General features: G+C 73.9%; 15 protein-coding genes. 4 read left to right on the top strand and 11 right to left on the bottom strand.

The window, feature by feature from the left end; genetic code table 11:
* Positions 1-115: 115 nt before the first annotated feature.
* The 11 genes from ASG70_RS04980 to ASG70_RS05030 form a co-directional block, all read right to left on the bottom strand.
* Positions 116-2,539 carry a transglutaminase-like domain-containing protein gene (locus ASG70_RS04980; RefSeq protein ID WP_082590141.1) on the bottom strand — a complete coding sequence of 808 codons (2,424 nt, stop codon included), beginning with the start codon at positions 2,537-2,539 and terminating at the stop codon, positions 116-118.
* On the bottom strand, positions 2,536-4,029 hold the full coding sequence (locus ASG70_RS04985; RefSeq protein ID WP_056882774.1) for a DUF58 domain-containing protein: 1,494 nt from the start codon (positions 4,027-4,029) through the stop codon (positions 2,536-2,538). Before ASG70_RS04985 ends, ASG70_RS04980 begins: the two co-directional genes overlap by 4 nt.
* A 13-nt stretch (positions 4,030-4,042) precedes the next feature.
* Positions 4,043-5,011 carry a MoxR family ATPase gene (locus tag ASG70_RS04990; protein ID WP_056882775.1) on the bottom strand — a complete coding sequence of 323 codons (969 nt, stop codon included), beginning with the start codon at positions 5,009-5,011 and terminating at the stop codon, positions 4,043-4,045.
* A 68-nt stretch (positions 5,012-5,079) separates the two neighbouring features.
* Positions 5,080-11,547 carry an Ig-like domain-containing protein gene (locus ASG70_RS04995; protein WP_056882776.1) on the bottom strand — a complete coding sequence of 2,156 codons (6,468 nt, stop codon included), beginning with the start codon at positions 11,545-11,547 and terminating at the stop codon, positions 5,080-5,082.
* Entirely contained in the window at positions 11,504-12,253 is a 750-nt protein-coding gene (locus ASG70_RS05000; RefSeq protein WP_056882777.1) for a hypothetical protein, read from the bottom strand. The genes ASG70_RS04995 and ASG70_RS05000 overlap by 44 nt, the downstream gene beginning before the upstream one ends.
* The gene (locus tag ASG70_RS05005) at positions 12,250-13,839 is read right to left on the bottom strand and encodes a serine/threonine-protein kinase (protein ID WP_056882778.1); all 1,590 of its coding nucleotides are present in this window, start codon (positions 13,837-13,839) and stop codon (positions 12,250-12,252) included. The genes ASG70_RS05000 and ASG70_RS05005 overlap by 4 nt, the downstream gene beginning before the upstream one ends.
* The gene (locus ASG70_RS05010) at positions 13,836-15,623 is read right to left on the bottom strand and encodes an FHA domain-containing protein (protein WP_056882779.1); all 1,788 of its coding nucleotides are present in this window, start codon (positions 15,621-15,623) and stop codon (positions 13,836-13,838) included. The genes ASG70_RS05005 and ASG70_RS05010 overlap by 4 nt, the downstream gene beginning before the upstream one ends.
* A complete protein-coding gene (locus tag ASG70_RS05015; RefSeq protein ID WP_056882780.1) occupies positions 15,620-16,435 on the bottom strand; it encodes a PP2C family serine/threonine-protein phosphatase in 816 nt (271 codons plus the stop codon). Before ASG70_RS05015 ends, ASG70_RS05010 begins: the two co-directional genes overlap by 4 nt.
* Positions 16,432-16,905: a hypothetical protein gene (locus ASG70_RS05020; RefSeq protein ID WP_156399826.1), complete on the bottom strand. Its 474-nt coding sequence runs from the start codon at positions 16,903-16,905 to the stop codon at positions 16,432-16,434. The genes ASG70_RS05015 and ASG70_RS05020 overlap by 4 nt, the downstream gene beginning before the upstream one ends.
* A 187-nt stretch (positions 16,906-17,092) precedes the next feature.
* On the bottom strand, positions 17,093-17,857 hold the full coding sequence (locus ASG70_RS05025; RefSeq protein ID WP_056883212.1) for a glycerophosphodiester phosphodiesterase: 765 nt from the start codon (positions 17,855-17,857) through the stop codon (positions 17,093-17,095).
* Positions 17,854-19,302, bottom strand: coding sequence for a CCA tRNA nucleotidyltransferase (locus ASG70_RS05030; protein WP_056883213.1), 1,449 nt, complete (start codon positions 19,300-19,302; stop codon positions 17,854-17,856). The genes ASG70_RS05025 and ASG70_RS05030 overlap by 4 nt, the downstream gene beginning before the upstream one ends.
* Positions 19,303-19,400: 98 nt before the next feature.
* On the opposite strand from ASG70_RS05030, the gene ASG70_RS05035 reads away from it, so the two are divergent.
* From ASG70_RS05035 to ASG70_RS05050, 4 genes are read left to right on the top strand one after another with little or no spacing between them, the layout of a single operon-like run.
* Positions 19,401-19,895, top strand: a complete 495-nt coding sequence (locus ASG70_RS05035) for an NUDIX hydrolase (protein WP_056882782.1) — start codon at positions 19,401-19,403, stop codon at positions 19,893-19,895.
* Positions 19,896-19,918: 23 nt separating this feature from the next.
* Positions 19,919-22,027 (top strand): DUF6049 family protein, encoded by a 2,109-nt coding sequence (locus tag ASG70_RS05040; protein ID WP_056882783.1) that lies wholly within the window; start codon positions 19,919-19,921, stop codon positions 22,025-22,027.
* On the top strand, positions 22,024-23,694 hold the full coding sequence (gene murJ / locus ASG70_RS05045; protein WP_056882784.1) for a murein biosynthesis integral membrane protein MurJ: 1,671 nt from the start codon (positions 22,024-22,026) through the stop codon (positions 23,692-23,694). The genes ASG70_RS05040 and murJ overlap by 4 nt, the downstream gene beginning before the upstream one ends.
* A 53-nt stretch (positions 23,695-23,747) precedes the next feature.
* On the top strand, positions 23,748-25,703 hold the full coding sequence (locus ASG70_RS05050; protein WP_156399828.1) for a protein kinase family protein: 1,956 nt from the start codon (positions 23,748-23,750) through the stop codon (positions 25,701-25,703).
* The last annotated feature ends 4 nt before the right edge of the window (positions 25,704-25,707 follow it).

Consider the following 25,707-nt stretch of genomic DNA (forward strand, 5'->3'; position numbering starts at 1 on the left):
GCGCTGACGCGGGGGCGCTGACCCCAGTGCCACCCCGTACAGCCGAAGAGGCCCCACCCGTCCGCGGGTGGGGCCTCTTCGCGCGTCCCGGCCGGTGGAGGTGGCCGGTGAGGGGTCAGCGCGTCGTCCTGGCGAACAGCGGGCGGACGTCGACGTCCGAGCGCAGCCGCCGCCAGAGGTCGGCCTGTGACCGCAGGTCGCCACGCACCTCGTCGGTCGCGCGGAAGTAGCCCGCGGCGTCCTCGTCGGTGGGCTCCCCCGGGCCGAACACGTGCGCGTCGGCGCGTCGGGCCAGGGGCAGCGTGTCGACCGGTCCGTGCAGCGAGCGCGCCTGCTCCAGGCGGGTGGCCCGGGTGGGTGGGCGGTGGCCGTAGGAGCGGGCGCTGGCCATCAGGTCGGCCCAGGCCCACGCCACGCGGGACGCGGTCGGACCCCGGGTGGCGTGCCGGCGGCGGCGCCAGGCCTTGAGCCCACGCACCAGCCAGTAGAGCGCGGTGAGCACCAGCAGTGGCAGCAGCACGTAGAACACGAGCCACCGCAGCCACCACGGCCAGTTGGCGGGGTCGAACAGCTTCTTCGGCGGCTTCTTCAGGTTGGTGGCGTTCTGCGCCTGGTCCGGTCCTTGCAGGACGCTCGGCGGGTTGACGCCGGCGGGCGGCGGCACCAGGGCGCCGACCTTGCGGTCCTCGACCTTGGTCTGCAGCTCCTTGGGCTTCTTGTTGCGGTCGGGCAGGAAGTTGTCGGTGAGGACCGGCAGCCAGGTGCCCTGGCTGTCGCGGACCTCGACCCAGGCGTGCACGTCACGGCCGCGGACCGGCCCGCTGCCCGGGGTGATCGCCCCCATGACGACGCGCGTGGGCACACCGATGCGGTTGCCCATCAGCGCCAGCGTCGCGGCGTACTGCTCGTCGTTGCCGGCGAGCTGGGCCAGGCCCACGAACCGGGACAGCCGCCCGATGCTGTGGCCCGGCAGGTAGTAGCGCTCCACGGAGTTCTTCGTGCCGCCGTCGGTGTAGGCGCCCTCCCCCGACATGACCTTGGCGATCGCCGTGAACTGGGCCCACGGGTCGGCGGCATCGCCGCTGAAGGCGTCGAGCTTGGCATCGAGGAAGCTGGTGTCGACCTCGTTGGTGAGCGAGCTCGAGCGGATGGCCAGCGACCGCGGCATCTTCGCCTGCGTCGGCGGGACGTAGGCGGTGAAGGTGTAGGAGTCGCCCGGCTCCAGGCGGTCCGGGACCAGTGCGGTGTTGGTGTCGATGTTGAGCCACAGGCGGCTGGAGAGCGTGGCGGCACGGGAGCCCCCGAACTTCACGCCGGCGACGGTGCCGGCCGTCGGCAGCCACACGTCGCCGTAGCCGCCCTGCGGGACGCTCACCTTCACCTCGAGCCGGCGGCCCGGGCCCTTGGTCGAGATGCTCTCCCCGACCTGCTGGAACGCCGCCCCGGGGACGACCGTGCCCGTGTTGGCGCGCTCCGAGGCACCCCAGACGGCCCCGTCGTAGGAGTCGAGGGTCGCGAACCGCAGCGGGGTGCCGGCGGGCAGTCCCTCGACCTCGAGCAGCGGGGTGTCCCACAGCTCGGCCGGGTTGGGCTCGGTGTACCTGCGGAACCCGGCGAGCGGGCTGGGGAACGCCGCGACGTCGATGGGCGGCACGACGTGCGAGCGGGCCACGAGCCGGGTGGTCGGCGCCGACCCGCCCAGCAGCGGGCCCGCGAGGTACCCGGCCACCAGGGCGATGCCGACGAGGCCGGCCCCGATGCCGTACCGCGTCCGCTGGCCGGCGCCGTTCTGCAGCGGCGCGCGCGAGCGCGCGGCCCGCGCGACCATCCAGCCGATGGCCAGCACCGCGAAGACCGCACCCTGCGCGGGCAGGGAGGCCGGCTCGAGGGTGCCGAGCCCGATCCCGAGGGCGAGCAGCGCCAGCGGCGCCGGCAGCACCGCGTACGGGCCGGACCACCGGCGGGCGACCGCGTAGGTGACGCAGCCGCCGAGCAGGCCCACGAGCAGGGGCAGGGCGAGCAGGCCGCTGCCGGTGTCGACGGGGGGCAGCAGCGTCACCAGCCGCTTCCACCCGTGCACCGAGGTGTCGGCGAGGTCGAGCAGGGTCTGCCCGCTCGGCAGCACCCCGCCCACGAGGTCGCGACGCACCGCGAGCGGGCCGCCGAGGAGGAAGTAGAGGACCGTCACCACGGCGAGCGGCGCGACCAGCGGGAGCCGGCGGGCCGTGGTGACGTGCGTGGTCACCAGGCCCAGGAGGAGCCCTGCCGCCGCCGGGAGGACCCAGGAGGTGCCCGCGAAGTCGGTGCGGAAGCCCAGCAGTGCGAGGCCGACGAGCAGGACCGTGAAGCCCGCGTCGACGAGGGCTCCCTGGCCGGGTCGCCACACCCCGGCTGCCGAGGTGGCGGCGAGTCGGGCGCGGGTACTCGTCCAGGAGGGGCGGCTGCGGGTGCGCCCGGGTGCCGTCGAGTCGCGGGCGGGACCGGTCGGGTGCCCGTCCCCTGACGGGCGGCCGGAAGAGCCGGGGCGGGGCGCGCTCATACGAGGGCTCCGCTGGCGAGGACGGCGCGCAGGTCCTCGATGCGCCGGATGTTGAGGCGGACGAGCCCTCCGAGGTGCTGGACGCCGGTCTGCTGGGCGGCGTCGATGGTCAGGACGACCTTGGTGACCTCGAGCTCGAACTGCGCGAGCGCCCGCTGCGCCTCGATGAAGGGCCGCCGGGGTCCGGTGACCAGCACGACGATGGAGGTGTCGGGCGCCAGGGCCAGGGCCTCCGTGCACCGGCCGAAGACGTCGGACGACCCGAGCTCCACCCTGGCCAGCGCGTCGAGGGTGAGCGATGCCGTGGTGCGGGAGGCGGTCTGGTCGCGGCACACGACGGTGGTGTCCTGCTCGTCGCGGATGGCGCGCACGGCGACCGACGCGGCAGCGCTGATCCCGGTCTCGGCCTCGTCCTCGCCGCCGTCGTACTGCTCTGGGTCGGCGTCCACCACGAGGCACAGGTGCGAGCGCCGGGTGTCCAGGAACTGGCGCACGAGCAGGCGTCCGGCCTTGGCCGAGGAGCGCCAGTGGATGTAGCGGCGGTCGTCGCCGGGCTGGTACTCGCGCAGCGCGTGGAACGCCAGGTCCGACATCGACAGGTCCTGGGTCGTCTCGCCCTCGAGGTCGCGCAGCAGGCCGGCGCCGAGGCTCTCGAGGGAGACGGTGCGCGGGTGCACGTAGAGGTCGGTGACCTCGGTCCAGCGCTCGGTGCGCCGGACCAGGCCGAGCGGGTCGCCCTGCACGGTGCGGGCCGGCCCCACGGGGATGACGCCGCGGCGGTGGGTCGGGACCACGAAGAGCTCCTCGTGGGCCCTGCCCGACCCCAGCGGGGGAAGCGTGAAGCGGGCGGCGGAGACGCCCACGGGCAGCTCGACGAGCAGCGGCAGCATGCCGCGGCCGGACTCGTTGGTGACCGTGATCCGGCCGGTCGCCGGCTCGCCGACGCTGACGCGCACCGGCTCGAGGTCGGTGGTGACCGTGACGCGGGTGCGCCCGATCGCCAGCAGGACACAGCACAGCACCAGCACCAGGGCCGCGGCGCCGATCATCAGCCACTCGGTCCACCCGGTCCAGCGGCCGACCACCCAGCCGACGACCCCGAGCGTGAGGACCGCCCAGCCCAGCGGGGAGACCCAGCCCAGCAAGCCCGCCACCGGCGCCCACACCGGACGGGTCCGGTCGCGCAGGTCGTGCACCCGCGTCCGGAGGCCCTCGGGCACGGCGGGGGCGGTGAACCGCTCGAAACCCGTGAGGCTGGGGAGGCGCAGGGCCGGCAGCCCCGCCGACACCCGCGGCAGCCCCGCCGACACCCGCGGCAGGGGCCGCGTGCGGCGCCGGCCGCGCTGGGCACGGCGGCCGGCTTCCGGCGCAGCCTGTCGGCCCGAGCGCAGGTCGGCTCGGCGGACGGTCCGCTCCTGCTCGGCAGCGGACCCGTCGTGCGGGGACTCCGGAGTGGACCCGTCCCGCGGGGATCCGGTGGGGGTGCTCATGTCGCGTCGGGCCTCAGGCTGCCCGCTCGGCGGGCGGCGCGACCTCGCCGAGGATCTGGTTGATGACCTGGTCGACGGTGGTGTCGGCGAACTGCGCCTCCGCGGTGAGCAGCAGGCGGTGGCACAGCACCGGGTTGGAGAGCATCTTGATGTCGTCGGGGATGACGTGGGTGCGGCCCTGGCTCGCCGCCCAGGTCTTGGCGCAGCGGACGAACGCGAGGCAGCCGCGGACCGACATCCCGAGCTTGACCGACACGTGCCGCCGGGAGGCCTCGGCGATCTGGGAGACGTAGGCGAGGATCGCCTTGTCGACGTGCACCTCGTCGGCCAGGGCCGCCATGTCGGTGATGACGCTGCTCGTCACGACGGCACCGAGCCCGCCGGCACGGTCGCGGACCTTGGCGTTGGCCAGCACCGCAACGGTGGCCTCGAGGTCGGGGTAGCCCAGCGAGGTCTTCATGAGGAACCGGTCGAGCTGGGCCTCCGGCAGGCGGTAGGTGCCGGCCTGCTCGATGGGGTTCTGGGTGGCGATGACCATGAAGGGGCGCCCCGCCTCGTGGCGCACCCCGTCCACGGTGATGTGCGCCTCCTCCATGACCTCGAGCAGCGCGGACTGCGTCTTGGGCGAGGCTCGGTTGATCTCGTCGGCGAGGACGATGTTCGCGAAGATCGGGCCGGGGTGGAAGTCGAACTTCTGGGTGCTCGGGTCGTAGATCGTCACGCCGGTCACGTCGCTCGGCAGCAGGTCTGGGGTGAACTGGATGCGGGTGTTGGTGCCCTTCACCGTGCCGGCGAGTGCGCGGGCGAGCTGGGTCTTGCCGGTGCCGGGGTAGTCCTCGAGCAGGAGGTGGCCCTCGGAGAGCATGCAGGTCAGGGCGAGGCGGATCACGTGGTCCTTGCCGAGCACGGCCTTCTCGACGTTCTCCACCATCTGGGTGAACGCCTGCTCGAACCACTGGGCCTGCTCTGGGGTGACGGTCATGGGTGTGTGTTGCCTTTCGTTGCTGCTGGGGACTGACGGGGCGGGGCGGGGGGCCGTGGACAGGCCCCCTACCAGGTGATGGAGTCCTTCACCCCGTCACAGATGGCTGTCACGGTGCTGCCCGGTATGCCGTAGAAGTTGTCGCTCTCCTGGTAGGCGTTGCCGCCCATGGACATGTCGCGCCAGCCGCTGACGGTGTTGCCGTCGGCGCGGAAGGTGCAGGTCACGCCACCGTTGAAGTTGGCGGTGCGTACGGCGATCCAGCGGCACGAGGGGCTGGAGCAGGAGCCGTTGCCGGTGTTGCACGAGCGTTCGCCGCACGTCGACCCCTTGACCACCGTGACCGTGGGGTCGGCCGGGATGCTGACCCGGTCGGGTCCCACCCAGCCGGACCAGCCGGCGATGGTGTGCGCCCGGACCTCGAGGCCGTAGGTGCCGCCGGCGTCCCCGGTGAAGGAGACCTGCTGCCGGTCGGAGCTCCACGTCTGGTCGACCGCCCCGCGGACCTGCACCTGGTCGGTGGGGCGGCCGTTGTCGGGCGTGTCCCAGGTCCAGGTGATCGTCTTGCCGTTGCGGCTCCCCCGCAGGTTGGTCGGGGGCTTGGTGGCGCCGTAGGGCGTGAACTGGTCACTGCCCTGCGAGAAGGCGGACCACGAGGTGCCGTTGAAGGCGCGGACCGAGATGGACTGCGCCGTGTTGCCGGTGCCGGAGATGGTGAACTGCTTGCTGGAGCCGTTGGCGCAGGGGCAGTCGACGAAGCCGGAGCTGCCGCTGCTGCGCCACTCCAGGCGGGTGAACCCGGAGGCCCGCGAGCTGCCCAGGCCGACCGTGATGGTGGCCCCGTTGTTGGCCGAGGGGGTGCTCGCCCTCGGCTTGGCCGGCGCCTCGGGGATGCCGATGGAGCTGAACGAGGAGGTGTTGCTCTTCGGCGACTCGTTGTTGGCACCGTTGGTGGCGGTGACGACGTAGGTGTAGGTGCGCCCGTCGTAGACCACGCCGGAGTCGGTGTACTGCTGTGAGCCCGGGGAGACCTGGCCGATCTGGGTCCAGCCGCTGCCGTCCACCTGCCGGTAGACCGTGTAGTGCACGAGGGCGGGACCGTTCGGCGAGACCGGGTTCCACGACACCTGGACGTTGGTGCTGTCGTAGCCGGCGGCCGGCTGCCGCGGCTGGACGTCGGGACGCTCCACGGGGGGCGGCGTCCCGGCCGACTGCAGCTCGACGGCCGGCCCGTAGGGACCCGAACCGAGGCCGTTGGTCGCCCGGACCGAGACCTGCTGGACGTCGTTGTTGGTCAGGCCGCTCACGGTGGCCTGCTCGTTGCCGGCCACGGCCTTGACCGTCTTGACCACACCGGTCGTGGTGTCGGTGAACTTCGCCGTGTAGGACACGACGTCGCTGCCCTTCTTCGGCGGCGGGTCCCACCTCACGGTCAGCGTGCCGTCACCACGGGTGACCATGCTGACCCCGGTGACCGGGTTGGGCGCGGTGTCGGGCACGACCGGGCCGGCCTCGGCGCTGGGGTCGCTGTCGCCGATGCCGTTGACGGCGACGACGGAGAACCAGTACTGCTCACCGTCCTGGAGCCCGGCGATCGTGCACGGCGAGGCCGAGCAGGACGTCGTCGTGGCGCCCGGTCCGCGACCCGTGACGGTGTACCCGGTCACGGGGCTGCCGCCGTCGAAGCTCGGCGGCACCCAGGAGACCCGGGCCGTGCCGCCGTTCACGCGGTCGGGGACGGCGCGGACGCCGGTGGGGGCGAGGGGGCGCCCGAGCACGCTGATCGTGCCACGACCCACGGCGTTGCGGCCGGGGGCGTCGGAGACCGAGACCGTCACCGACCCCGAGCCGGACGAGTTGTCGTCAGCCGACACCGTGAGGACGCAGCCGCTGAAGCTGGACGTCAGCCCCTTGCCGCTCTCGATGCGGGCCGCGCCGATGGAGCACTGCGGCTTGTCCAGCGGCGAGTCGAGGTAGGACCGCAGGTCGACCGTGCGGGAGGACCCGGCCTCGAGCCCGGCGACCGTGAACGGGCGCACCCGCGGCGGTGGGGCGGTCGTCGCCACGGCGTTGCCCTGCTCGTCGAGGACGGGGGCGGTGGACTGGCCGCTGAGGCCGAGCACGCCGACCCTGATGTAGGAGACCTCGTCGGCGCCGCGCGCCTGGATGCGGAGCCGGCCGTTGCTGCTGGTCGGGGCGCCGGCGTCGGCCTTGAGCGTGACCCCGCGCCCCCCGTCGCCGTCCTGCCTCAGGGCGACCCCGCGCGGCTCGGGCTCCCAGCGGACGTCGAAGCGCACGTCGTCGAAGGTCATGCCCGGGGGCAGCCAGGCGTGGCACAGCGTCGGGATGTCGAGGCTGCGGGGCCGGCCTGCCGCCACGAGGCTGACCGAGAAGTCGGGGCAGCTGAGCAGCGGCACCTTGGGGCCGACCTGGACCGGGATCGAGACGTAGGCGGTGCGGAAGTCCTTCTGGTCCACGCTCTCCCGGTCGGTGACCTCGAGCATCACCGCAGCCGGGCCGACGTACCCGTGCGACGACTTCAGCGTCAGGGTGCCCTTGTCCTCGTTGGTGACGCTGAGGTCCTCAGCGGGCGAGGCGCTGAGCGTGTCGGGCGTCGTCAGGGCGATGACCCGGGACCGGGGCGACTTCACGTAGTCGCCCAGCGCGACCGTCTCGGTGGAGTCCTTGCCCATCTCGATGAGCGACCCGCTCACCACGAACGGCAGCCCGTTGTTGCCGGTCGGGACGAAGATCAGCGCCATGGCGGTCTCGCCGTCTGCGTCCCGGATGACGTAGGGCACGGTGTGGGGGTGGTCGAGCACCTTGACCCTGACCTGGTTGCCCTCGATCGTCCCCTCGGGTGACAGCAGCCGGTCGACCACCAGCGAGCTCTGGTCACCGTCGACGTCACGGTCGTTGGCCAGCACGTCGACGAGCACGGTGTCCTCGCCGGCCACGGGCTTGGCCACGTCGTCGACCGCGACGGGACGGTTCTTCCACCCCGGCACCGGCAGCACGGTGATCGCGGCCCGCGACGGGTCGAAGACGCCGTTGTCGATGCCGTAGGTCAGCACCTGCGGTCCGGCCTGCACCTTGGGGACCACGGTGCGGAAGCTGCTGGCCTCGGCGTCGACCCTCCACTTCGCGAGGGTCTGCTCGTCGTTGAGGTCCTTGTACTGGACGTCGATCGCGTCGCCACGGGCGATGAGGTCGTTCTCCGTCGGGTCGAGCGTGACGGTCTTGCCGGGGGCGGCGCGGACCTCGTCCTGCACGGCCACCGGCGGCTGCGGGTCCCCGGGGGCGACGACACCGATGCGCACGAACCCGGTGCTCTTGGCGCCGTACCGGTCGGCGACGGTGTAGTGGAGCACCTCCGTGCCGGTCGCGCGGGGGTAGGCCTCGTACTTGATGGTGGACGTGCCGATGCCGGTGACCCGCCCGAGCGACAGGTCGACGGCGCCGCCGTCCTCGCCCTCGATGCCCTGGACGGTCACGCTGTCCCCGTCGGGGTCCACCCCGGACACGGGCACCGTGACGGTCAGGGGCTCACCCGAGACGACGCTGGCCGAGAAGCTGCGCGCGACGGGTGCCTGGTTGGGATTGCTCGCCCCGGGCAGGGGCTTGACCGTGACCGAGACCCGGCCCGAGCGGGCCTTGGCCTTCTCCCCGATCGGGTACGCGGAGTACTCGATGGTGACGACCTTCTCCACGGTGACGGGCTTGGCGGCATCGGGGACGTAGCGGATGACGTTGCCGGAGGCGAAGGCGTTCTGCGGCTCACCGGCCCCGAGCACCTTGACCGTCTCGGGGTCCAGGACCAGGGGGATGCCCTCGGCCATGGAGTCGTTGTCGAGCACCGGGATGCTGACGCTGTCCTGGGCCCGGACCACGGCGGTGTCGTCCTGGATGATCGGCAGGGCCTTGGGGTCGGTCGGTCGCTGGGTGACCGTCACCTCGCCGGTGGCCGACTTCCTGCCGTCGCTCACGGTGTAGCGGACGGTGCCGGTGCGCGGCTTGGAGCCACCGGTGAACGGGTCGAGCGCCTCGATGCGCACCCACCGCCCCTGGTAGATCGACGGGCGCAGCCAGGAGCTGTCCTTGTCGACCGACACGCTGCGGGTGACCAGGACGTCGGCCCGCGGGGAGTAGTCGTTGGCCAGCACGTCGGCCATGACCGGGGTCTGGTCGCGGACCGTGGCGGCCTCGGGCACGGCGACCGGCGGGGCGTCCGGGTCGGGGTCGTCGATGAGGTCGATGCGCACCCGCCCGGGGGCGACGCCCTGTCCGACCTGCGCCGCGTACGTGAGCTCGTAGGTGCCCTTGGCGACTCCGGTGACGGTCACGACCCCGGTGTCGAGGTCGCTCTCGACCCCGAGCGCACCGGTGGGGCGGACATCGGTGGCCAGCCGCATCTTCGCGTCCGGCTCCTCGGGGTCGGCGCCGGCGATGTCGTTGCCGAGCGGCTCGATCTGCAGCGGCTTGCCGACGACACCGCGTACGACGTCGGGCTGGGTGAGGGGGGCACGGTAGCGGCCGTCCTTGTCGAGGACGGCCAGGGTGACCCGCCCCTGGGTGACGCCGCCGCGGCCGTCGTCGACGGTGTAGGGCACCGCCTGCGAACCGGCCTTCTCGCGAGCCTGCACGACGAGGCGGCCGAGGCCGTCGACGAGGCTGTCGGAGTCGGCGGGCTGCACGATGACCTGGTCGCTCTCGGGGTCGCGCCAGTCACCGACCACGGAGACGGGCAGGCGCCCGCTGGCCACGACCGGGTACGCCGTCTTCGCCAGGGTCGCCGCCCCTTCCCGCAGGAAGGGGGCGCTGTTGACCTGCTCGTCGACGATCGAGACGGTGACCGTCGCCTGCGGGTGCGCGGCGGCGGTGCCGTTGTTGACCTTGTAGGAGAAGGAGAACGACTGCACGTCGGGGTGGCTCGGCACGCTGACGTCGATGGACTGGCCGTCGCCCGCGACGGTCGCGGTGACCCCGGTAGCCGTGGGCTGGGTGACCTCGCTGGGGGCGATGGCCAGGATCGACCCGGCCGTGTCGGTGTCGTTGTCGAGGACGTGCAGCTTCGACGTGCGACCCGGGCGCACCTTGAGGTTGTCGGGCTCGGCTTTCGGCGGCTGCGGCGTCGTCGTGTCGTCGACGACGTTCTTGTCCTTGTTGTCGTTGTTGTCGTCGGTCTTGCTCGGGGGGATGACCGAGTCCCAGTTGTCGATCTTCAGCGGCTTGGAGTCCAGGTCCCAGGCGTCGCCGGTGTCGAGGTCGTTGAGGACGATGAGGTTGCGGTTGGTGCGCAGGGCCATGCCGTCACGCAGCGGGACGTCGCCCGGCTTGTCGAGGGTGCCGGCCGTGACCGTCACGCCCTGCCCGCAGTTGGCGCCGTAGTAGGCCTTGGCCGTCTGGGCCCAGGCCGCGTGGAGGCAGTCGCCGAGCCGGACCGGTCGCGACACCTTGGGCCGCTCCGCCCCCGGGCCCACCTGGCTCGGGAGGCGGACCCCGGCCTGGCCGGGCTCCCCACCGAGGCCGACGACCTTGAGCTCGGTCGTGGTCTCCAGGGCCACCGACCCGGCGTCCGGGCCGGGCTGCTGCAGCGCGGCGTACGCCATGCCCCCCAGCCGGTCGGCGCCACCGGCGACGGGCTTGTCGAGGCCCTGGGCGAAGACCTGGTCCGCCACCGGGTTGTAGACGACCCAGCGCTTGCCGACCGCCGTGATGTCGACGGCGCTCGACTCCAGCTTGATCTTGTCGGTCACCGGCGTGCCGAAGGAACCGCCCACGACCGGGACGGAGACGACCTTGCCGGTGGCCGCCGACACGACGTGCACGCCACCGGAGGTGTCGACGGCCATCGCGGCGACGGCGCCCGCGGTGGCCAGGGGCTTGGCCGAGGTCGACAGCGAGAGCCCGGACAGGGGCGCGGCGGGGTCGACCCGCTGGGCCCAGACCTTGCCGGTCCTGGGGTCGACCATGGCGAGGGTGCCGCCGCGCAGGTCGCCGGTGCCCGGCACGAACTCGGCGCCGACCGGCTTGGCCTTCTGCGGCAGCTGGACGGGGGACGTGGAGTCGATGCGACCGGTCAGCGGGTCGATGGGGACGAGCTGGTTGCCCGAGGTGAGGATGCCCCCGACCGCCGCCCCGTCCTGGAGCACGTCGAGCCCCGCGCCCGGCGTGACGTTGGCCTGGATGCCGGCGTCGAACTGCCGCGCCGCCTTGTTCATCCGCGCGAACTGGCTGTAGTTGGTCGCCGAGACCCAGACGCCGCCGTCGTTGAGGTCGGCCTCGTGGACGGTCTCGCCCTTGGACTGGACCGCGAAGAAGGCGAGGCTGGACGCCGCCACGGCGACGACGACCCCCGACGCCACTCCTGTGCGCCGGCGCGAGACCGATCTCATGTGCTTGGTGCCCCCGTGCTGCTGGTGGTGCTCGTGGTGGTCGTGCCCGTGGTGGTGCCGGTCGTGCTGGTCACCGCGCTGGTCGTGGTCGTGGTGCTCACCCAGCTGGTGCCGACTCCGGGTCCTCGTGGTCGAGCGCATCGAGCAGCGCGAGGTCGGCCTCCGTCACCAGACGGGTCGACAGCGCGTGCTCGACCAGGCGTGCCTTGCGGTTGCTGGCGAGCTTCCCCGGCCCACCGTGCAGTCCACGAGTACCAGCATCCGCGAGCTTTTGACAGACATTGTCCAGTTTTCGGTTGAACTTCGTGACCTTCCAGCCCAGCCGCGCCGCCGCGTCGCCGGACGACGGGATCTGGCCGGGAGCGGAGTACGAGCGCCGGAGCAGCCCTTCGCACAGGGCGACCATGAGCAGCTTCTGGTCGGGGGTGAACGTGACCCGCCCGACCGTGGTCTCCCCGGTGCTCTCGTCCTCGGCGACGTCCTCGGTGCCCGTGGCGGTGAAGGCGGGGGTGTCGACGATGACGTCGAAGTCGTAGGTCGTGGGGCCGGCGGTGAACCACACCGTGAACCGCTCGAGCGCCAGCGGGATCCGCGCGCCGGGGTTGAGCCAGGCCTGGAAGAGCCCCTTCTTGTCCGCGACGGTGGCGGTCAGCGTGGTGCCGACGTTGGTCAGCCACCACAGGCCGCCGTCCTCGACCACCTGCAGGAAGCTGCGGTGCAGGAAGGGGTTGTCGTCGATCTCCACGTCGCCGGTGCGCCCGATGGTCAGCGGCGTCCCCGGCTGCGCGACGAACTCCTCCCCGCAGAACTCCACCGTGACGCTGCCGGTCCTGGTCGCCGTGCTCACTTGGCCCTCCCGCACTGGGGTGTCGAGTAGTCGGAGGTCGGCCCCTCGCGGCTCACCTTGACCTGGCCGCAGACCTGGGTGCCCTTGCGGGCCTTGACGGTGAAGGTGGAGACGTCGAGGGGAGCCCCGTCGATGGCGGTGGCGAGCACCGAGGTCCCGGACCCGGTGCGCAGGAAGAACCGGTCGACCTTCTCGGGCGAGAGGTACTGCCAGGTGAACTTCACGCCGCCTGCGACGCCGACCGCCTCGATCGTCGGGGTGCTGGGGACGGAGAGCGCGAGGTCGCCGCTCTGGCTCGCGACCGTGGTCGGGGCGTCCTGGGGGTCCTCGCCCCCGCGGCCGAGGAGGGTGGAGACACCCACCACCACAGCCACCACGGCGACGGCGATCGCGGCGAAGGTCACCGCGGGGTTCCGTGCCGCCGCGGGTGCCGGTGCGTCCGCCCCGACCTGGCGGGCCGCGAGCCGGTCGCGGCTGACGGTGCCCCCCGCGTCGGCCATGCCTGCACCAGGGCGCTCGTACGCGGTGTGCGTGCCTGCCGCGACCGCGCCCTGGGCGCCGGTCACGGCCGTCGTGCCGCCGACCGATCGGGGCGGGCGCGGTGGGACGGGCGGGGCCTGGCCCTGGACGGCCTGGGGAGCCCGCACGCGGGTGCGGTCGTCCTCGGCCCCGGGCGCCGGGGCGCTCTGGTCGGCGAGCGTGGTCTGCCCCTGCTCGTCGAGGACGACGATGGCGGTGCGGGAGAACCGCTGTTCCTGCTCGATCTCCTGCAGGGCCCGGGCGAACTGCAGCGCCGTCTGCGGCCGGGCGGCAGGGTCCTTGGCCATCGCCTGCGCCAGCAGCCGCTCGAGCGAGACGGGCACGTCGGCCCGGCCGGTCGGCGGCACGGGGGCGGTGCGGATCCGCGGCATGAGGCCGTAGGCGGAGTTGTCGCCACCGGGGACCTCGAACGGCGAGCGCCCCACGAGCAGCTGCCACAGCGTCGCGGCCAGGGAGTAGACGTCGGCCCGGGCGTCGCCGTTGGACTGGCCGAAGAGCACCTCCGGCGGCGCCCACGGCACGCTGACGCCCACGTCGTCATCGTCGTCGTCGGCCGCGCCGTGGCCGAGCTGCCCGGCGATGCCGAAGTCGGTGAGGCCGGGGGCGCCGTACTGGCTGACCAGCACGTTGGCCGGCTTGATGTCGCGGTGGGTGATGCCCGCACGGTGGGCGGTCTCGACCGCGCTCGCGAGCTGGATACCTGTCCGCAGCACGTCCTCGACGCTGAGGCGCTCGGTGCGCGAGCGCACCGCGAGGTTCGGCGGCGGGTAGTACTTCATGACCAGGTAGGGACGGCCGTCCACGGACGTGCCCGAGCGGAACACCTGGACGATGTAGGGGTGGTCGGCGAGCTGGGCCATGGTGTCGGCCTCGTCGCGGAACTGCCGGCGGATCGAGTCCGTGAGCCCCTCGCCCTTGAGCACCTTGACGGCGACGCGCATCCGCGGCATCTGCTGCTCGTAGAGGTAGACGTCGGCGTAGCCGCCCGACCCCACGAGCTCGCGGAAGACCAGCCCGTCCAGCTCCGGCGGGGCCGTCACCGTCACGAGGGCACCTCGTAGGTGAAGGTGGCCTCGTCGGCCAGGCCCACCACGGTCCCGGGCTCGATGACCTGGCTGTCGCTGGGCCGCAGGCGGACGGCCTGCTGCCCGGGCAGCGTGACCGTGGTGCCGTTGGTCGAGCCGAGGTCGCGTACCAGCACGTGCCAGCCCTCGAGGACGATCTCGACATGGTTGCGCGAGATGTCGTTCTCCCGGCTCACGACCCGCACCAGGTGGGGTCGCTGGGCAGGCGGCAGGTCGGCGTTGACCTTGGGCGCACGGCCGAGGAGCACACCGCGGTCGAGGGTCACGACGTCGCCGGTCGAGAGGCGGATCGTGCCGAGCGGCGGCCTGGGCGTCTGGAACGGCTGCTGCGGCGGGATGTCGCGGTCGCAGACCCGGCAGGTGCCCGCGTGCGGCGGGCTGGGGTGGCCGGCGGGGCACAGCACCGCCAGGACGATGGGTCCGCGGGGTATGGAGCCGGTGGCGGTCACCGGGAGGCTCGCCCGGTCGACGGTCGCCGACTCCACTTCGGGCGCGGGGGCCGGCTCGGGCTCCGGGGTGGCGGGCTGAGGCTCTGACCGGGGCACGGACAGAGGCTGGGGCGCGGGGGGAGCAGACGCCGGTACCGGTGAGGGCGTGGTGGGCGCGGGCGCGCTCGGCGCGGCCGGCCCACCGCTCGGGGTGGCGCGGCGCCCGGGCATCTCGGTGGCGGGCGAGGCGGCAGGAGCGCCCCAGCCCTGGACGGCCGCGGGCGGGCTGACCGGTGCAGCGGCGGGCGGCGGCTCGACCGGCGCCGGTGCCGGCGCGGGCGGGGTGACCGGGAGCTGGGTGGTCGGGGTCGCGGGACGGCCCACGTCCTCGGCCGGGGCGACGTTGCTGCCCCCGCGGCGCCAGGGGACCGACTCGATGAGCCCGCTGCCCGCACCGGGCGATGCTGGGGCGGGCGCGGCCGGCGCACCCGCGGGACCGGCGGGCGAGGCGGGACCCGGAGGCGTGGCTGGCGCAGTACCGGTCGGTCGTCCCTGCTGGGTGTGCTGCGGTGGGGGGAGCGTGTGGTCCGAGGGTCGCCCGCCCGGGAGGTCGGCGGCCGTCTCGTCGGCCTTCGCGACAGCCGGATCGGCCGCGCGCTCGACGCCTGCGGCCTCCTCCATCGGGACGCGCCCGATCGGCGGCTCCTGGAGGGTGCCGGTGTCGTGGTTGGGCAGGAACGGCGGCGCCCCGGTCGAGCCCGGCGCCCCGAACAGGTAGTCGTAGCCGGGCACGTCCTGGACGGCCAGCCCGTCGGCGTCAGCCGCAGCGGCAGCGGCGTCGGCAGGCGGGGGGCCGCCTCGGCGCAGGCGTGCGGGCAGCTGCCAGCCCTTGACCGCACCGGGCGAGCCGAGCTCGCCGTCGGGCAGGACCTCCGCGGCCGGCGCTGGCAGCGGCTCTCCGGAGTGCAGCACGAGCTCGGTGGTCCCGTCCGGTGCGTCCTCGTCGGCCCAGGGGCCGCGGCGCGCCGCGTGGATCTCCACGTCGCCGTCCGGACCCGGCACCACGGCGTACGCGGTGCCGCGGGCGACGACGCGCACGGGGTCGCCGTCCTGGACGGCCACGAAGTCGGGGGTGGTGCGGACGCCGTCGCGGGTCAGCGCGTCGAGCAGCTCGTCGAGCTCACCCGACCCGGCCGCCTCACGGGCGCGCACGACGACGTCGTCGGAATCGGTGCCCCGCACGAGGGCGAAGACGCCACCGGCCGAGATGGCGGACCATCCCGGCTGGTCGGGGGCGTGGAAACGGACGTCCGTCACGTCGCAGGCCCCCTGACCTCGCGGCGCGGGGCGGTGTCGACGTCGAGGTCGTCGTCGTCCTCGCGGCGGTCGAGGGCGACGACCACGACGGTGACGTTGTCGCGACCACCGGCGTCGACGGCGGCGTCGACCAGCGCGACCGCTGCCTGCTCGGGGTCGTCGTGGGCGGCGACGACGGCACCGATCTCGTCGTCACCGAGCTCGCCGTTGAGGCCGTCGGAGCAGACGAGGAACCGCTCCCCCACCTGCGGCGGGAACACCCACAGGTCGACGGCGGGCATGGTGTCTGCACCCAGCGAGCGCGTGACGACGTTGCGCAGCGGGTGGCGGGCGGCCTCGGCCTCGGTGATGAGCCCGGCGTCGACGAGCTCGCGCACCTCGGAGTGGTCGACGGTCACCGGCTGCAGGCGCCCGTCGACGAACCGGTAGACGCGCGAGTCGCCCACGTTGAAGACGGCCCAGTGGGTCGAGCCCCCCGCACTGACGACGGCGATGCCGGCCGCCGTGGTCCCCATACCGGTCTGCTCGGGGTGACGTGCCACGGACCGCAGGATGCGGGCATTGGCCTCGGTGAGCGCGGCGACGACGTCGTCCCGCACGAGGACGGTGCGCTCGGACAGCCCGCGCAGGCACTCGACGACGATCGCGCTCGCCACCTCGCCCGCCGCGTGGCCACCCATGCCGTCGGCGACGGCGAAGACCGCACCCTCGGTCGTCAGGTCGTCCTCGTTGTGGTCGCGGACCCGGCCCACGTCGGTCGCCGAGCCGACGCGCAGCGTCAGCCCGGACAGCTGCACCTGCCGGGTGGTCACCGGGTCACCCGGACGGTCTGCATGAGCTCCTGGATGGTGGCGTACTCGTCGGCGACCTCGGGGCCACCCACCGAGCCGGTCACCTGGATCAGGTCGACCACCTGGCCGCGGCGCGCGCCGGCGAACAGGTGCGCCTGGACGACGTCACCGACCTGGTCGTCGGTCCACGACACGTTGACGCCGACGAAGGGCACGGTGTCGATCTCGACCTCGAAGGGCTCGTCCATCTCGCCGTCGGGCCGCTCGCCCACGAACGCCTTGAGCTCGGCGAGCGCCCGGCCGATGGTGAACTCCGCCGAGCGGGTGAACCCGCGGACGACGAGGTTGGGGGCGAACGCGCCGACCTGCTCCGCGCGCCGGGCCGCGAGCAGCGTGCCGGGGACCCGCACCGGCGACCACCCGTCGGGGATGTCGACGGTGACCGAGGGCGGGCCGGGGAACTGCTCGCTCGGGTACTTCAGGGTGGGCATCGGGACCTTTCGGGGGTGCTCGGTGGCCATCGACCTCGCCGGCGACCGCTCCGGCAAGGCTAGGCGCGGCGCAGGCCGGTTCCCATGGGGAGCACTCCCCATCACCCACCCTGCCGACACGGCCGGGCCAAGGCTCCCACACGTGGGCAAACCGGGAAACCTCGACAGACCGGTCAGACCGGGAACCTCAGTCGGCGACACCCTGCAGCGCCGCCAGCGTGGCCGGCACGTCGTCCACGACCACCGCGTCGACGCCGGCCCCCACCAGCTCGGTGGCCACCTGCGCGTCCGGGCACCACGCGACCACCTCGAGACCCGCGTCGTGGGCCACCTGCACCGCGTACTCCGCGGAGCGGAACGTCGGCGAGTGGTCCATGGGGTTGGGCCCGAAGGAGGACCAGTGGGCGGCGACACCGTCGACGCCGAGGTGGGCCGCCGCGGGGATGGCCTTGCGCAGCGGGAACCCGATCCAGGTCAGCAGCGCCCGCGGCACGTCGGGGGCCACCTCGTGCAGGACGAGCAGGGCCGCGGGGTCGAACGACGACACGAGCAGCGGCCGGCGCGCCACCTCGGCGGCGACCACGGGTGCGAGCAGGGCCGCGGTGGTCGAGGACGGCGGGCGGACCGCGTCCTCCAAGGAGGTCTTGAGGTCGAGGTTGACCCCGGTGCCCTCGGGGAGCGCGTCGAGGACCTCGGCCAGCGTCACCGCACCGAGCTCACGTGCGCGGTCGAGGGTGAGGTCGGCGACGAACTCGGCGTCACCGACCGTCGGGTGGTGCCCGACGACCAGCTCGTCGTCACCGGTCCGCCGCACGTCCAGCTCCACCCAGCGCAGCCCGCTGCCGGCGGCGGCGACGATCGACCCGAGCGAGTTCTCCGCGTGCCCGTCGACGGTGTCGCGGCCGAGCCCCCGGTGGCCCAGGACCGTGGGCCTCCCCCCGAAGACCCTCACGCGTCGCCGGCCGCGGCCGACTCGGGCTGCTGCGCCCACCACTGCCGCAGCGCGGCCTCGGCGGCCTCACGGCCGATGGGGCCCTGGTCCAGCCGGACCTCCAACAGGAAGGAGTAGGCGCGCCCCAGGACGGGTCCGGGGCGGATGCCGAGGACCTCGGCGATCTCGTTGCCGTTGAGCTCGGGACGCACCCTGGCCAGCTCCTCGGCCTCCTGCAGCGCCCCGATGCGCACCTCGAGGGCGTCGTACGTGGCTGATAGCCGCGCCGCCTTCCTCGCGTTGCGGGTCGTGGAGTCCGACCGGGTCAGGCGGTGCAGCCGGGGAAGCAGGGGTCCGGCGTCGGTGATGTAGCGACGTACGGCCGAGTCGGTCCACTGCCCGTCGCCGTACCCGTGGAACCGCAGGTGCAGCTCGGTGAGCCGGGCGACGGCCTTGACCGTCTCCTTGTCGAAGCGCAGTGCCTTGAGGCGCTTGGACGCCAGCTTGGCGCCGACGACCTCGTGGTGGTGGAAGGAGACGCCTCCGCCGTCCTCGAACCGCCGCGTCGCGGGCTTGCCGATGTCGTGCAGCAGGGCGGCCAGGCGCAGCCACAGGTCCGGCCCCGGCACCGACTCCGGCGGGCCGCCGGCCGGGCCCTCGAGGGCGATGGCCTGGTCGAGCACGGTGAGCGAGTGCTCGTAGACGTCCTTGTGCCGGTGGTGCTCGTCGATCTCGAGCCGCAGGGCGGGCAGCTCGGGCAGCACGTGGTCGGCCAGCCCGGTGTCCACGAGCAGCCGCAGGCCGGGGCGCGGCGCGGGGGCGAGCAGCAGCTTGGTCAGCTCGTCACGCACCCGCTCGGCCGAGAGGATCCCGATCGAGCCGGCCATCTGCACCATCGCGGCGCGCACCTCCGGCGCCACCTCGACGCCGAGCTGCGCGGTGAACCGGCAGGCGCGCATCATCCGCAGCGGGTCGTCACCGAACGACAGCTCCGGCGCTCCCGGGGTCCGCAGCCGTCGGGCGGCGAGGTCGGCCAGCCCGGCATACGGGTCGACGAACTCCATCGACGGCAGCCGCAGCGCCATCGCGTTGACGGTGAAGTCGCGGCGGACGAGGTCGTCCTCGAGGTTGTCGCCGAAGGCGACCACGGGCTTGCGCGTCTCGCCGTCGTAGGCGTCGGCCCGGTAGGTCGTGACCTCGACGGTGTGCTCGCCGCGCCGGGCGCCGATCGTGCCGAACTCGCGGCCGATGTCCCAGTGCGCGTCCGCCCAGGGCCGCAGGATGGCCTGCGTCTCGTCGGGGGTCGCGCTGGTCGTGAAGTCGAGGTCCGGGGAGGTGCGGCCGAGGAACGCGTCGCGCACCGGGCCGCCGACCAGGGCGAGCTCGTGGCCGGCCGCGGCGAAGAGGCCGCCGAGCTCGGTGAGCAGCGGGACGACCGGCGCGAGGTGGGCGGTGGCCTGTCGCATGAGCTCGGGCAGCAGGGCCGGTGCGGGGTCGGCCTGCGGCTCGCGGGGATCAGCGGTGGACACGAGGGACAAGCCTAGGCGCTCGTTAGAGTGGCCGGGTGAGCTCCCCTGCGCGTGACCCCGAGCGGCTGGTTCCCAGCCGCCCGAGGCTGCCCGCGGTGGAGGAGCGCTCCGCCGGGGGCATCGTCGTCGACATCCACGACGGGGTCGCGCGGATCGCCGTCATCGCCCGCCGCAACCGGGCCGGCCGCGTCGAGTGGTGCCTGCCCAAGGGCCACCGGGAGGGTTCGGAGACCCTGCCCGAGACCGCCGCGCGGGAGGTCGCCGAGGAGACCGGTATCGAGGGCCGCGTGCTCACCGAGCTCGGCACCATCGACTACTGGTTCGCCACCCACGACCACCGCGTGCACAAGTTCGTCCACCACTACCTCCTCGAGGCCACCGGGGGCCGGCTCACCATCGACAACGACCCCGACCACGAGGCCATCGACGTCGCCTGGCTGCCCCTGCGCGAGGCCCATGAGCACCTCACCTTCCCCAACGAGCGCCGCATCGCCCGACAGGCCTGGCACCGTCTGGCCGGAGACGGGTGATGGCCCGGTCCCCCGTATGCCGCGTGCTCGCCGCGGCAGTGCTCGTGCTGCCCGCTCTCGCGGCCGGCTCCGCGACCGGCTCGGTCCCGGGGGCGTCGGCCGACCCGGCGCCCACCGGCGGTGCGGCAGCCGCGGTGCCGGAGATCCGCCCTGCCGCCGACGCCGCCGGCACCACCCTGCAGCTCACCGGCCTGAGCCCTGCCGTCGTCACCCCGGGCGACACGCTGACCGTGAGCGGGACCATCCGCAACGACGGGACCAGGGCGCTGAGCCGACCCCTCGTGCGCATCGTCGCCGGCTCCTACCCCGCCGCCCCCAACGCCCGCCAGGCCGTCCGCGACTGGGCGGCCTCCACCGGCCCGGCGCAGGGCTCGGTCGTCGGCCAGGCGCGGCTGGCCGGCACCGTCGCGCCGGGCACGTCGGCGGCGTTCCGGGTCAAGGTCACCGGTCTCGCCGCGCTGCGCACCGAGGCGACGTACGGCGCGCTGCCCCTGAGCGTGGAGTCGGGGACCGCCGCGGTGCGCACGTTCGCCGGCTACCAGCGGATCAAGCAGTACCAGCCGATGTCGGTGGCGTTCGCGGTCCCGTTGACCCTCGACCCCGACCCCGACCTCTTCGGTGCCACCGGCGTCGCCCGTGAGACGGCCTGGGGCTCGGCCCTCGAGCCCTCGTCCCGGCTGAGCCGGGTGCTGGACGCCACCCAGGACGCCGCGGTGACCTGGGCCGTGGACCCGTCGCTCACCCCGAGCCTGCTGCCCGCCCCGTCCGACGTGGGGGCCACCGGCACCCGGGAGAACGCCCTGCGCACCGCCACCGAGCTGCGGATCACCTCGGCGTCGGCGCAGCACACGCCGTGGGTGCTGCCCGACACCGACGCAGACCTCGGTGCCGTTGCCGGCCAGGGCAGTGCCGAGGGCCTCTTCGAGTCGCTCATCGAGCGCTCCGCCGACGTGGCCGAGCAGCTGCACGGCCGCGCCGACATCGCCTGGCCCGCCGACGGCACCTACACCGTGCGGGCGGAGACCGGGCTGCGCCGGCTGTTCCGGGTGCCTGCGCTGGCCGCCCAGGTGGCCTCCACCAGCGCCCTGCCGCAGGGGCTCGCCGGCCAGACGCCGGGAGCGGCCCAGCGCAGCACCACCGGCCTTCCGCTGCTCGCCTACGACGACTCCCTGAGCACGTTGCTCGGGCACACGCGCTCCGCGCAGGAGGGCCTGCTGAGCACCCAGCAGTTCGTCGCGGAGTCGGCGGCCCTGCTCAACGAGCTCCCCGGCACCTCGGGCCGGGCCGTTTTCGTCACCGCACCGCGGTCGTTCAACCCCGATCCCGCCACGGCCAAGCGGTTCCTCGCGACCGTGTCCGCGATCCCGTGGCTGTCCCCCACCTCCACCGAGGCGGAGCTGGAGGCGGCGCGCCGTACCGCCCCCACACAGGCCGCCCCCGTCACCCGGCCCACCACGCCCGCGGAGGGTGCCACGCGGCCGGTGCTCACCGCCACGCGCATCAGCGACCTCGAGCGCACGTTGCGCACCGTGCGCGGCGTCGCCCAGATCCGCGACGACGGCGACCTCTTCGCCCGCACGTGGACCCGTGCCGCCGAGCAGCTCGCCTCGACCCGGTGGCGCTCGGCCCCCACCGCCTGGAACACCCTCAGCGGCCGCGTGACCACCGCCGCGCGCCAGACGACGACCGCCGTGAAGGTCAGTGCCGGCACCATCAACTTCCTCGCCGACTCCGGCCGCCTCCAGATCACCGTCACCAACGACCTCGACCTGCCGGTGGAGAACGTCAAGCTCACCGTGGAGGCGTCCAACCCACGCCTGCGCATCGACAGCCAGCCCTCGGTGCTGCGCATCGGCCCGCACAGCCGGGCCACCGTCAGTGTCAGCGTCACCGCCCTGGCCGCCGGCCTCGTGCCGCTGCGCACCACCCTGACCACCCCCGACGGCACCGTGGTCGGGCAGGGCGCCGACGTGATGGTGCGCGTGACCCCCACCGGCAACTGGGTGTACGCCGCGCTGGGTGGCCTCGCGGCGCTCGTCCTGGCCCTCGGTATCGTGCGCACCGTCCGGCGCCGGCCGGGCCGCGACGACCACCCCACCCCCGACACCCACCCCGTGGAGGCTTCCGGATGAGCGACACCGCGCCGGAGGGGAGGGCCGAGCACGAAGCCGAGGCCCCCGAGGGCAGCCTCGCCCGGTCCAGCGCAGTGATGGCGGCCGGCACGATCGTGTCGCGCCTGCTCGGGTTCGCCCGGGCCGCGCTGCTCGCCTCGGCGGTCGGCATCGGCCTCGCCGCCGACACGTTCCAGGTGGCCAACACCCTGCCCAACCAGTTCTACCTGCTGCTCGCGGGCGGGGTGCTCAACGCCGTCCTGGTCCCGCAGATCACCAAGGCCTCGACCCACGCCGACGGCGGCGACCGGTTCGTCAACCGCCTCATCACCCTGTCGCTGGCCCTGCTGCTCGGCGCGACCCTGGTCGTCACCGCCGCCGCCCCGCTGCTGGTGCGGCTGTTCTCCCAGAACTGGAGCTCGACCGCCCTCGGGCTTGCCACCGCCTTCGCGCTCATCTGCCTGCCCCAGGTCTTCTTCTACGGGCTCTACACGCTGCTCGGCCAGGTCCTCAACGCGCGCGGCAAGTTCGCGGCCTACATGTGGGCCCCGGTGCTGGCCAACCTCGTCGCCATCGTCGGGCTCGTCTTCTTCCGCCTGGCCCACGCCAAGAACATCCCGGTCGCGGACTGGACCCCGTCCATGGTCTGGCTGCTCGCCGGCACGGCCACCCTCGGCGTGGTGGCCCAGGCCGTGGCGCTGTGGCTGCCGCTGCGCAGGATCGGGTTCCGGTACCGGCCCGTGTGGGGCTTCCGTGGCGTCGGCCTCGGTTCCGCCTCGCGCGTCGCGGTGTGGACGTTCGCCGCCGTCGCCGTGAGCCAGCTCGGGTTCATCGTGACGTCCAAGGTGATGACCCGCGCGGGAGACCTGCTCGACGAGCGCCACGAGGTCGGGGCCGGCATCGCGGCCTACGGCTTCGCCTTCCTGCTCTTCATGCTCCCCCACTCGCTGTTCACCGTCAGCCTCGTCACCGCCCTGTTCACGCGGCTGTCGCAGTCGGCGCACCGCGGCGACGACGCGGAGGTCGTCTCCGACCTCGGGCGCGGCCTGCGGATGCCGGCCGTCCTGCTCCTGCCCGCCACCGTGGCCGTGACCGTGCTCGGCCCCCAGGTCGCGCGGGTGGCCTTCCCCGGCAACTCCCACGAGCAGACCCTGGCCATCGCCGGTGTCATGGTCGCGATGATGACCGGGCTCGTGCCCTTCGGCTGGCTCTACCTCGTGCAGCGCGTCTTCTACGCCTACGAGGACGCGAAGACGCCGTTCCGCCTCCAGGTGCTCGTGACCGTCGTCGCCTCGGCCGTCAACCTCACGGCCCTGCTCGCGGCCCCGGGGCGCGCCGGCGTCATCGTCGGCCTGGGGCAGACCGTGAGCAACCTCGTCGCCGCGCTGGTGGGGTTCGCCCTGCTGCGCCGCCGGCTGGGCTCCCTGCACCTGTCCCCGGCCGTGCGCGTCTACGTGCGGCTCGCCGTGGCCTCCCTCGTCGCGGCCGTGCCGACCCTCGTCCTGCTCTGGCTGCTCGGCCGCCTGGGCGTCGAGGCCGAGCGCTGGTCGGGCGCCGCGGTCGAGCTCGCCCTCGGCGGCGCGGTCTTCGTGGCCGTCGCCCTCGGGGTGGCCCACGCCCTGCGCGTCGAGGAGGTCGGGCAGCTGCTGGACCCCGTGACGCGACGGCTGCGTCGTCGCCCGGCCTGAGGCCAGACCCTAGGATGACAGCGCAGCGCAGCGGCGACTCACCAGGAGGCAGTGTGCACGGGGTTGGGCCTTCGACGGTGCTGGGCGGCCGGTATGCCGTGCAGCGCCGGCTCGAGCAGCTGCCGAGGGCCGAGCGGTGGTCCGCGCACGACCTCACCCTCGAGCGCGACGTCGTCGTGGTCTGCTTCGGTGAGGACGAGGGCCACGCCGCCGCGACGCTCGACGCCGCACGCCGTGCAGCCGGCCTCGACAACCACCGCCTCGTGCGGGTCCTGGACGTCGGCCGCTCCGAGGGCATCTCGTTCTTCGTCGAGGAGGCCATCCCCGAGGCCCACACCCTCGCCCAGGTCCTCGAGCAGGGCGGGCTGCCCGCCGAGGAGGCGCGCCGCATCGCCGGAGAGTCCGCCACCGGCCTCGAGGCCGCTCGGGCGCGCGGGCTGCACCACCTGCGCCTGACCCCCCACTCGGTCCTGCGCGCGTCCGACGGCACCATCAAGGTGCGCGGCGTCGCGACCGCCGCCGCGATGGCCTCCGAGGAGGACGTCCCCTCCGCCGAGGCCGCCCGGCTCGACGCCGTGGGCGTCGTCGCCATCACGTATGCCGCCCTGACCAGCCGCTGGCCCCTGCCCGGCGCCGTACCCGGCCTGGAGCAGGCCCCGCACGTGGTCGGTGGGGTCCCCGCCCCGTCGGAGATCGCGGCCGGCGTCCCGGGTGACCTCGACGCGCTGTGCCGCCTCACGCTCAACGACGACCAGGGCCCGCTCACCCCGGGCGACTTCGCCGCCCAGATCGCGCCCTGGGCCCCGACCCAGGTCGTCGGGCTCGGGGGCAGCGCACCGCGGGAGGCCGACGACGGCCTCGCCCGCACGGTGGCGCTTCCCGTCGCCGGCCTCGAGCGCAGCGGGCTGCGACCCGACCGAGGTGACAGCCAGGCATCCCCCTCCACGGCAGCAGCAGGTGCAGCGGCGGGTGCGGGCGCACCGTACGACCAGGCCACCCAGGTGGTCCCCGCCCCGGGCGGGGCCCCGGGTCCCGGTCACCCCACCCCGGGCACGGCACAGCCGGGCGAGGAGCACGCCGAGGGCGGTGCGGGCGCTGGTGCCGCCGCCACGGCAGCCGCCGTCGGGACGGCCATAGGTGCCGCAGGGCACGCCGCCGGCCACGCCGCGGGGGCCGCAGCCCACCGCGTCGGGTCGTTCGCGAAGGCGGCCGCCGACAAGGCCGCCGAGCGCCGCGCCGCCCGCGAGGCCGCCGAGCGCCGCGCCGAGCAGCACCGGATCAGCCTCGACGAGGCGTTCGTCGACGGCGCCGACCCGCTCGACCCGCCGCTGCCGATGCTGCCGCCGGAGACGGCCGAGGCCCCGACCCGCGACCAGTCCAAGATCGTGCTGGCGATCATGGCGGCGTTCCTCGTGATCGTCACCGTGTTCGGCTTCTGGGGTGCCTCCCGGATCGGCTCGAAGTCCAACTTCGGCCTCGGCACCAACACCCCCCGCAACACGGTGACCGTCACGGCGCCCACGGCCACCGTGGCCCCGAGCTCCGGCACCAGCTCGCCGAGCTCCAGCGGCAGCGCCGGGGAGCCCTTCGCGATCCTCAGCGCCACCGGCTTCGACCCCGAGGGTGACAACGCGGAGCGCAACAGCGAGGCGCCGCGGGTCTTCGACGGCAAGCCCGACACGTTCTGGAGCTCCGAGGGCTACGCCAGCGCCAACCTCGGCGGCCTGAAGAAGGGGGTGGGTGTCCGCGTCGACCTCGGCCAGGTCCACAAGATCTCGGAGGTCGACCTGGTCCTGCCCGACGTCTCGGACGTCACCGTGTTCGTCGGCCAGGACCGCACCCGCGACAACACCACCGTCATCGGCACCTCGCAGGGCAAGAAGGGGGAGATCTCGCTCAAGGCCGACAAGCCGGTCGACGGCCAGTACGTGTTCGTCTGGTTCACCTCGGTGTCGAAGGTGTCCGACGGCCGGTTCCGCGCCACGCTGGCCGAGGTCACCGTCCGCTAGCCGT

Source organism: Phycicoccus sp. Soil748 (assembly GCF_001428025.1).
Taxonomy (GTDB): domain Bacteria; phylum Actinomycetota; class Actinomycetes; order Actinomycetales; family Dermatophilaceae; genus Pedococcus.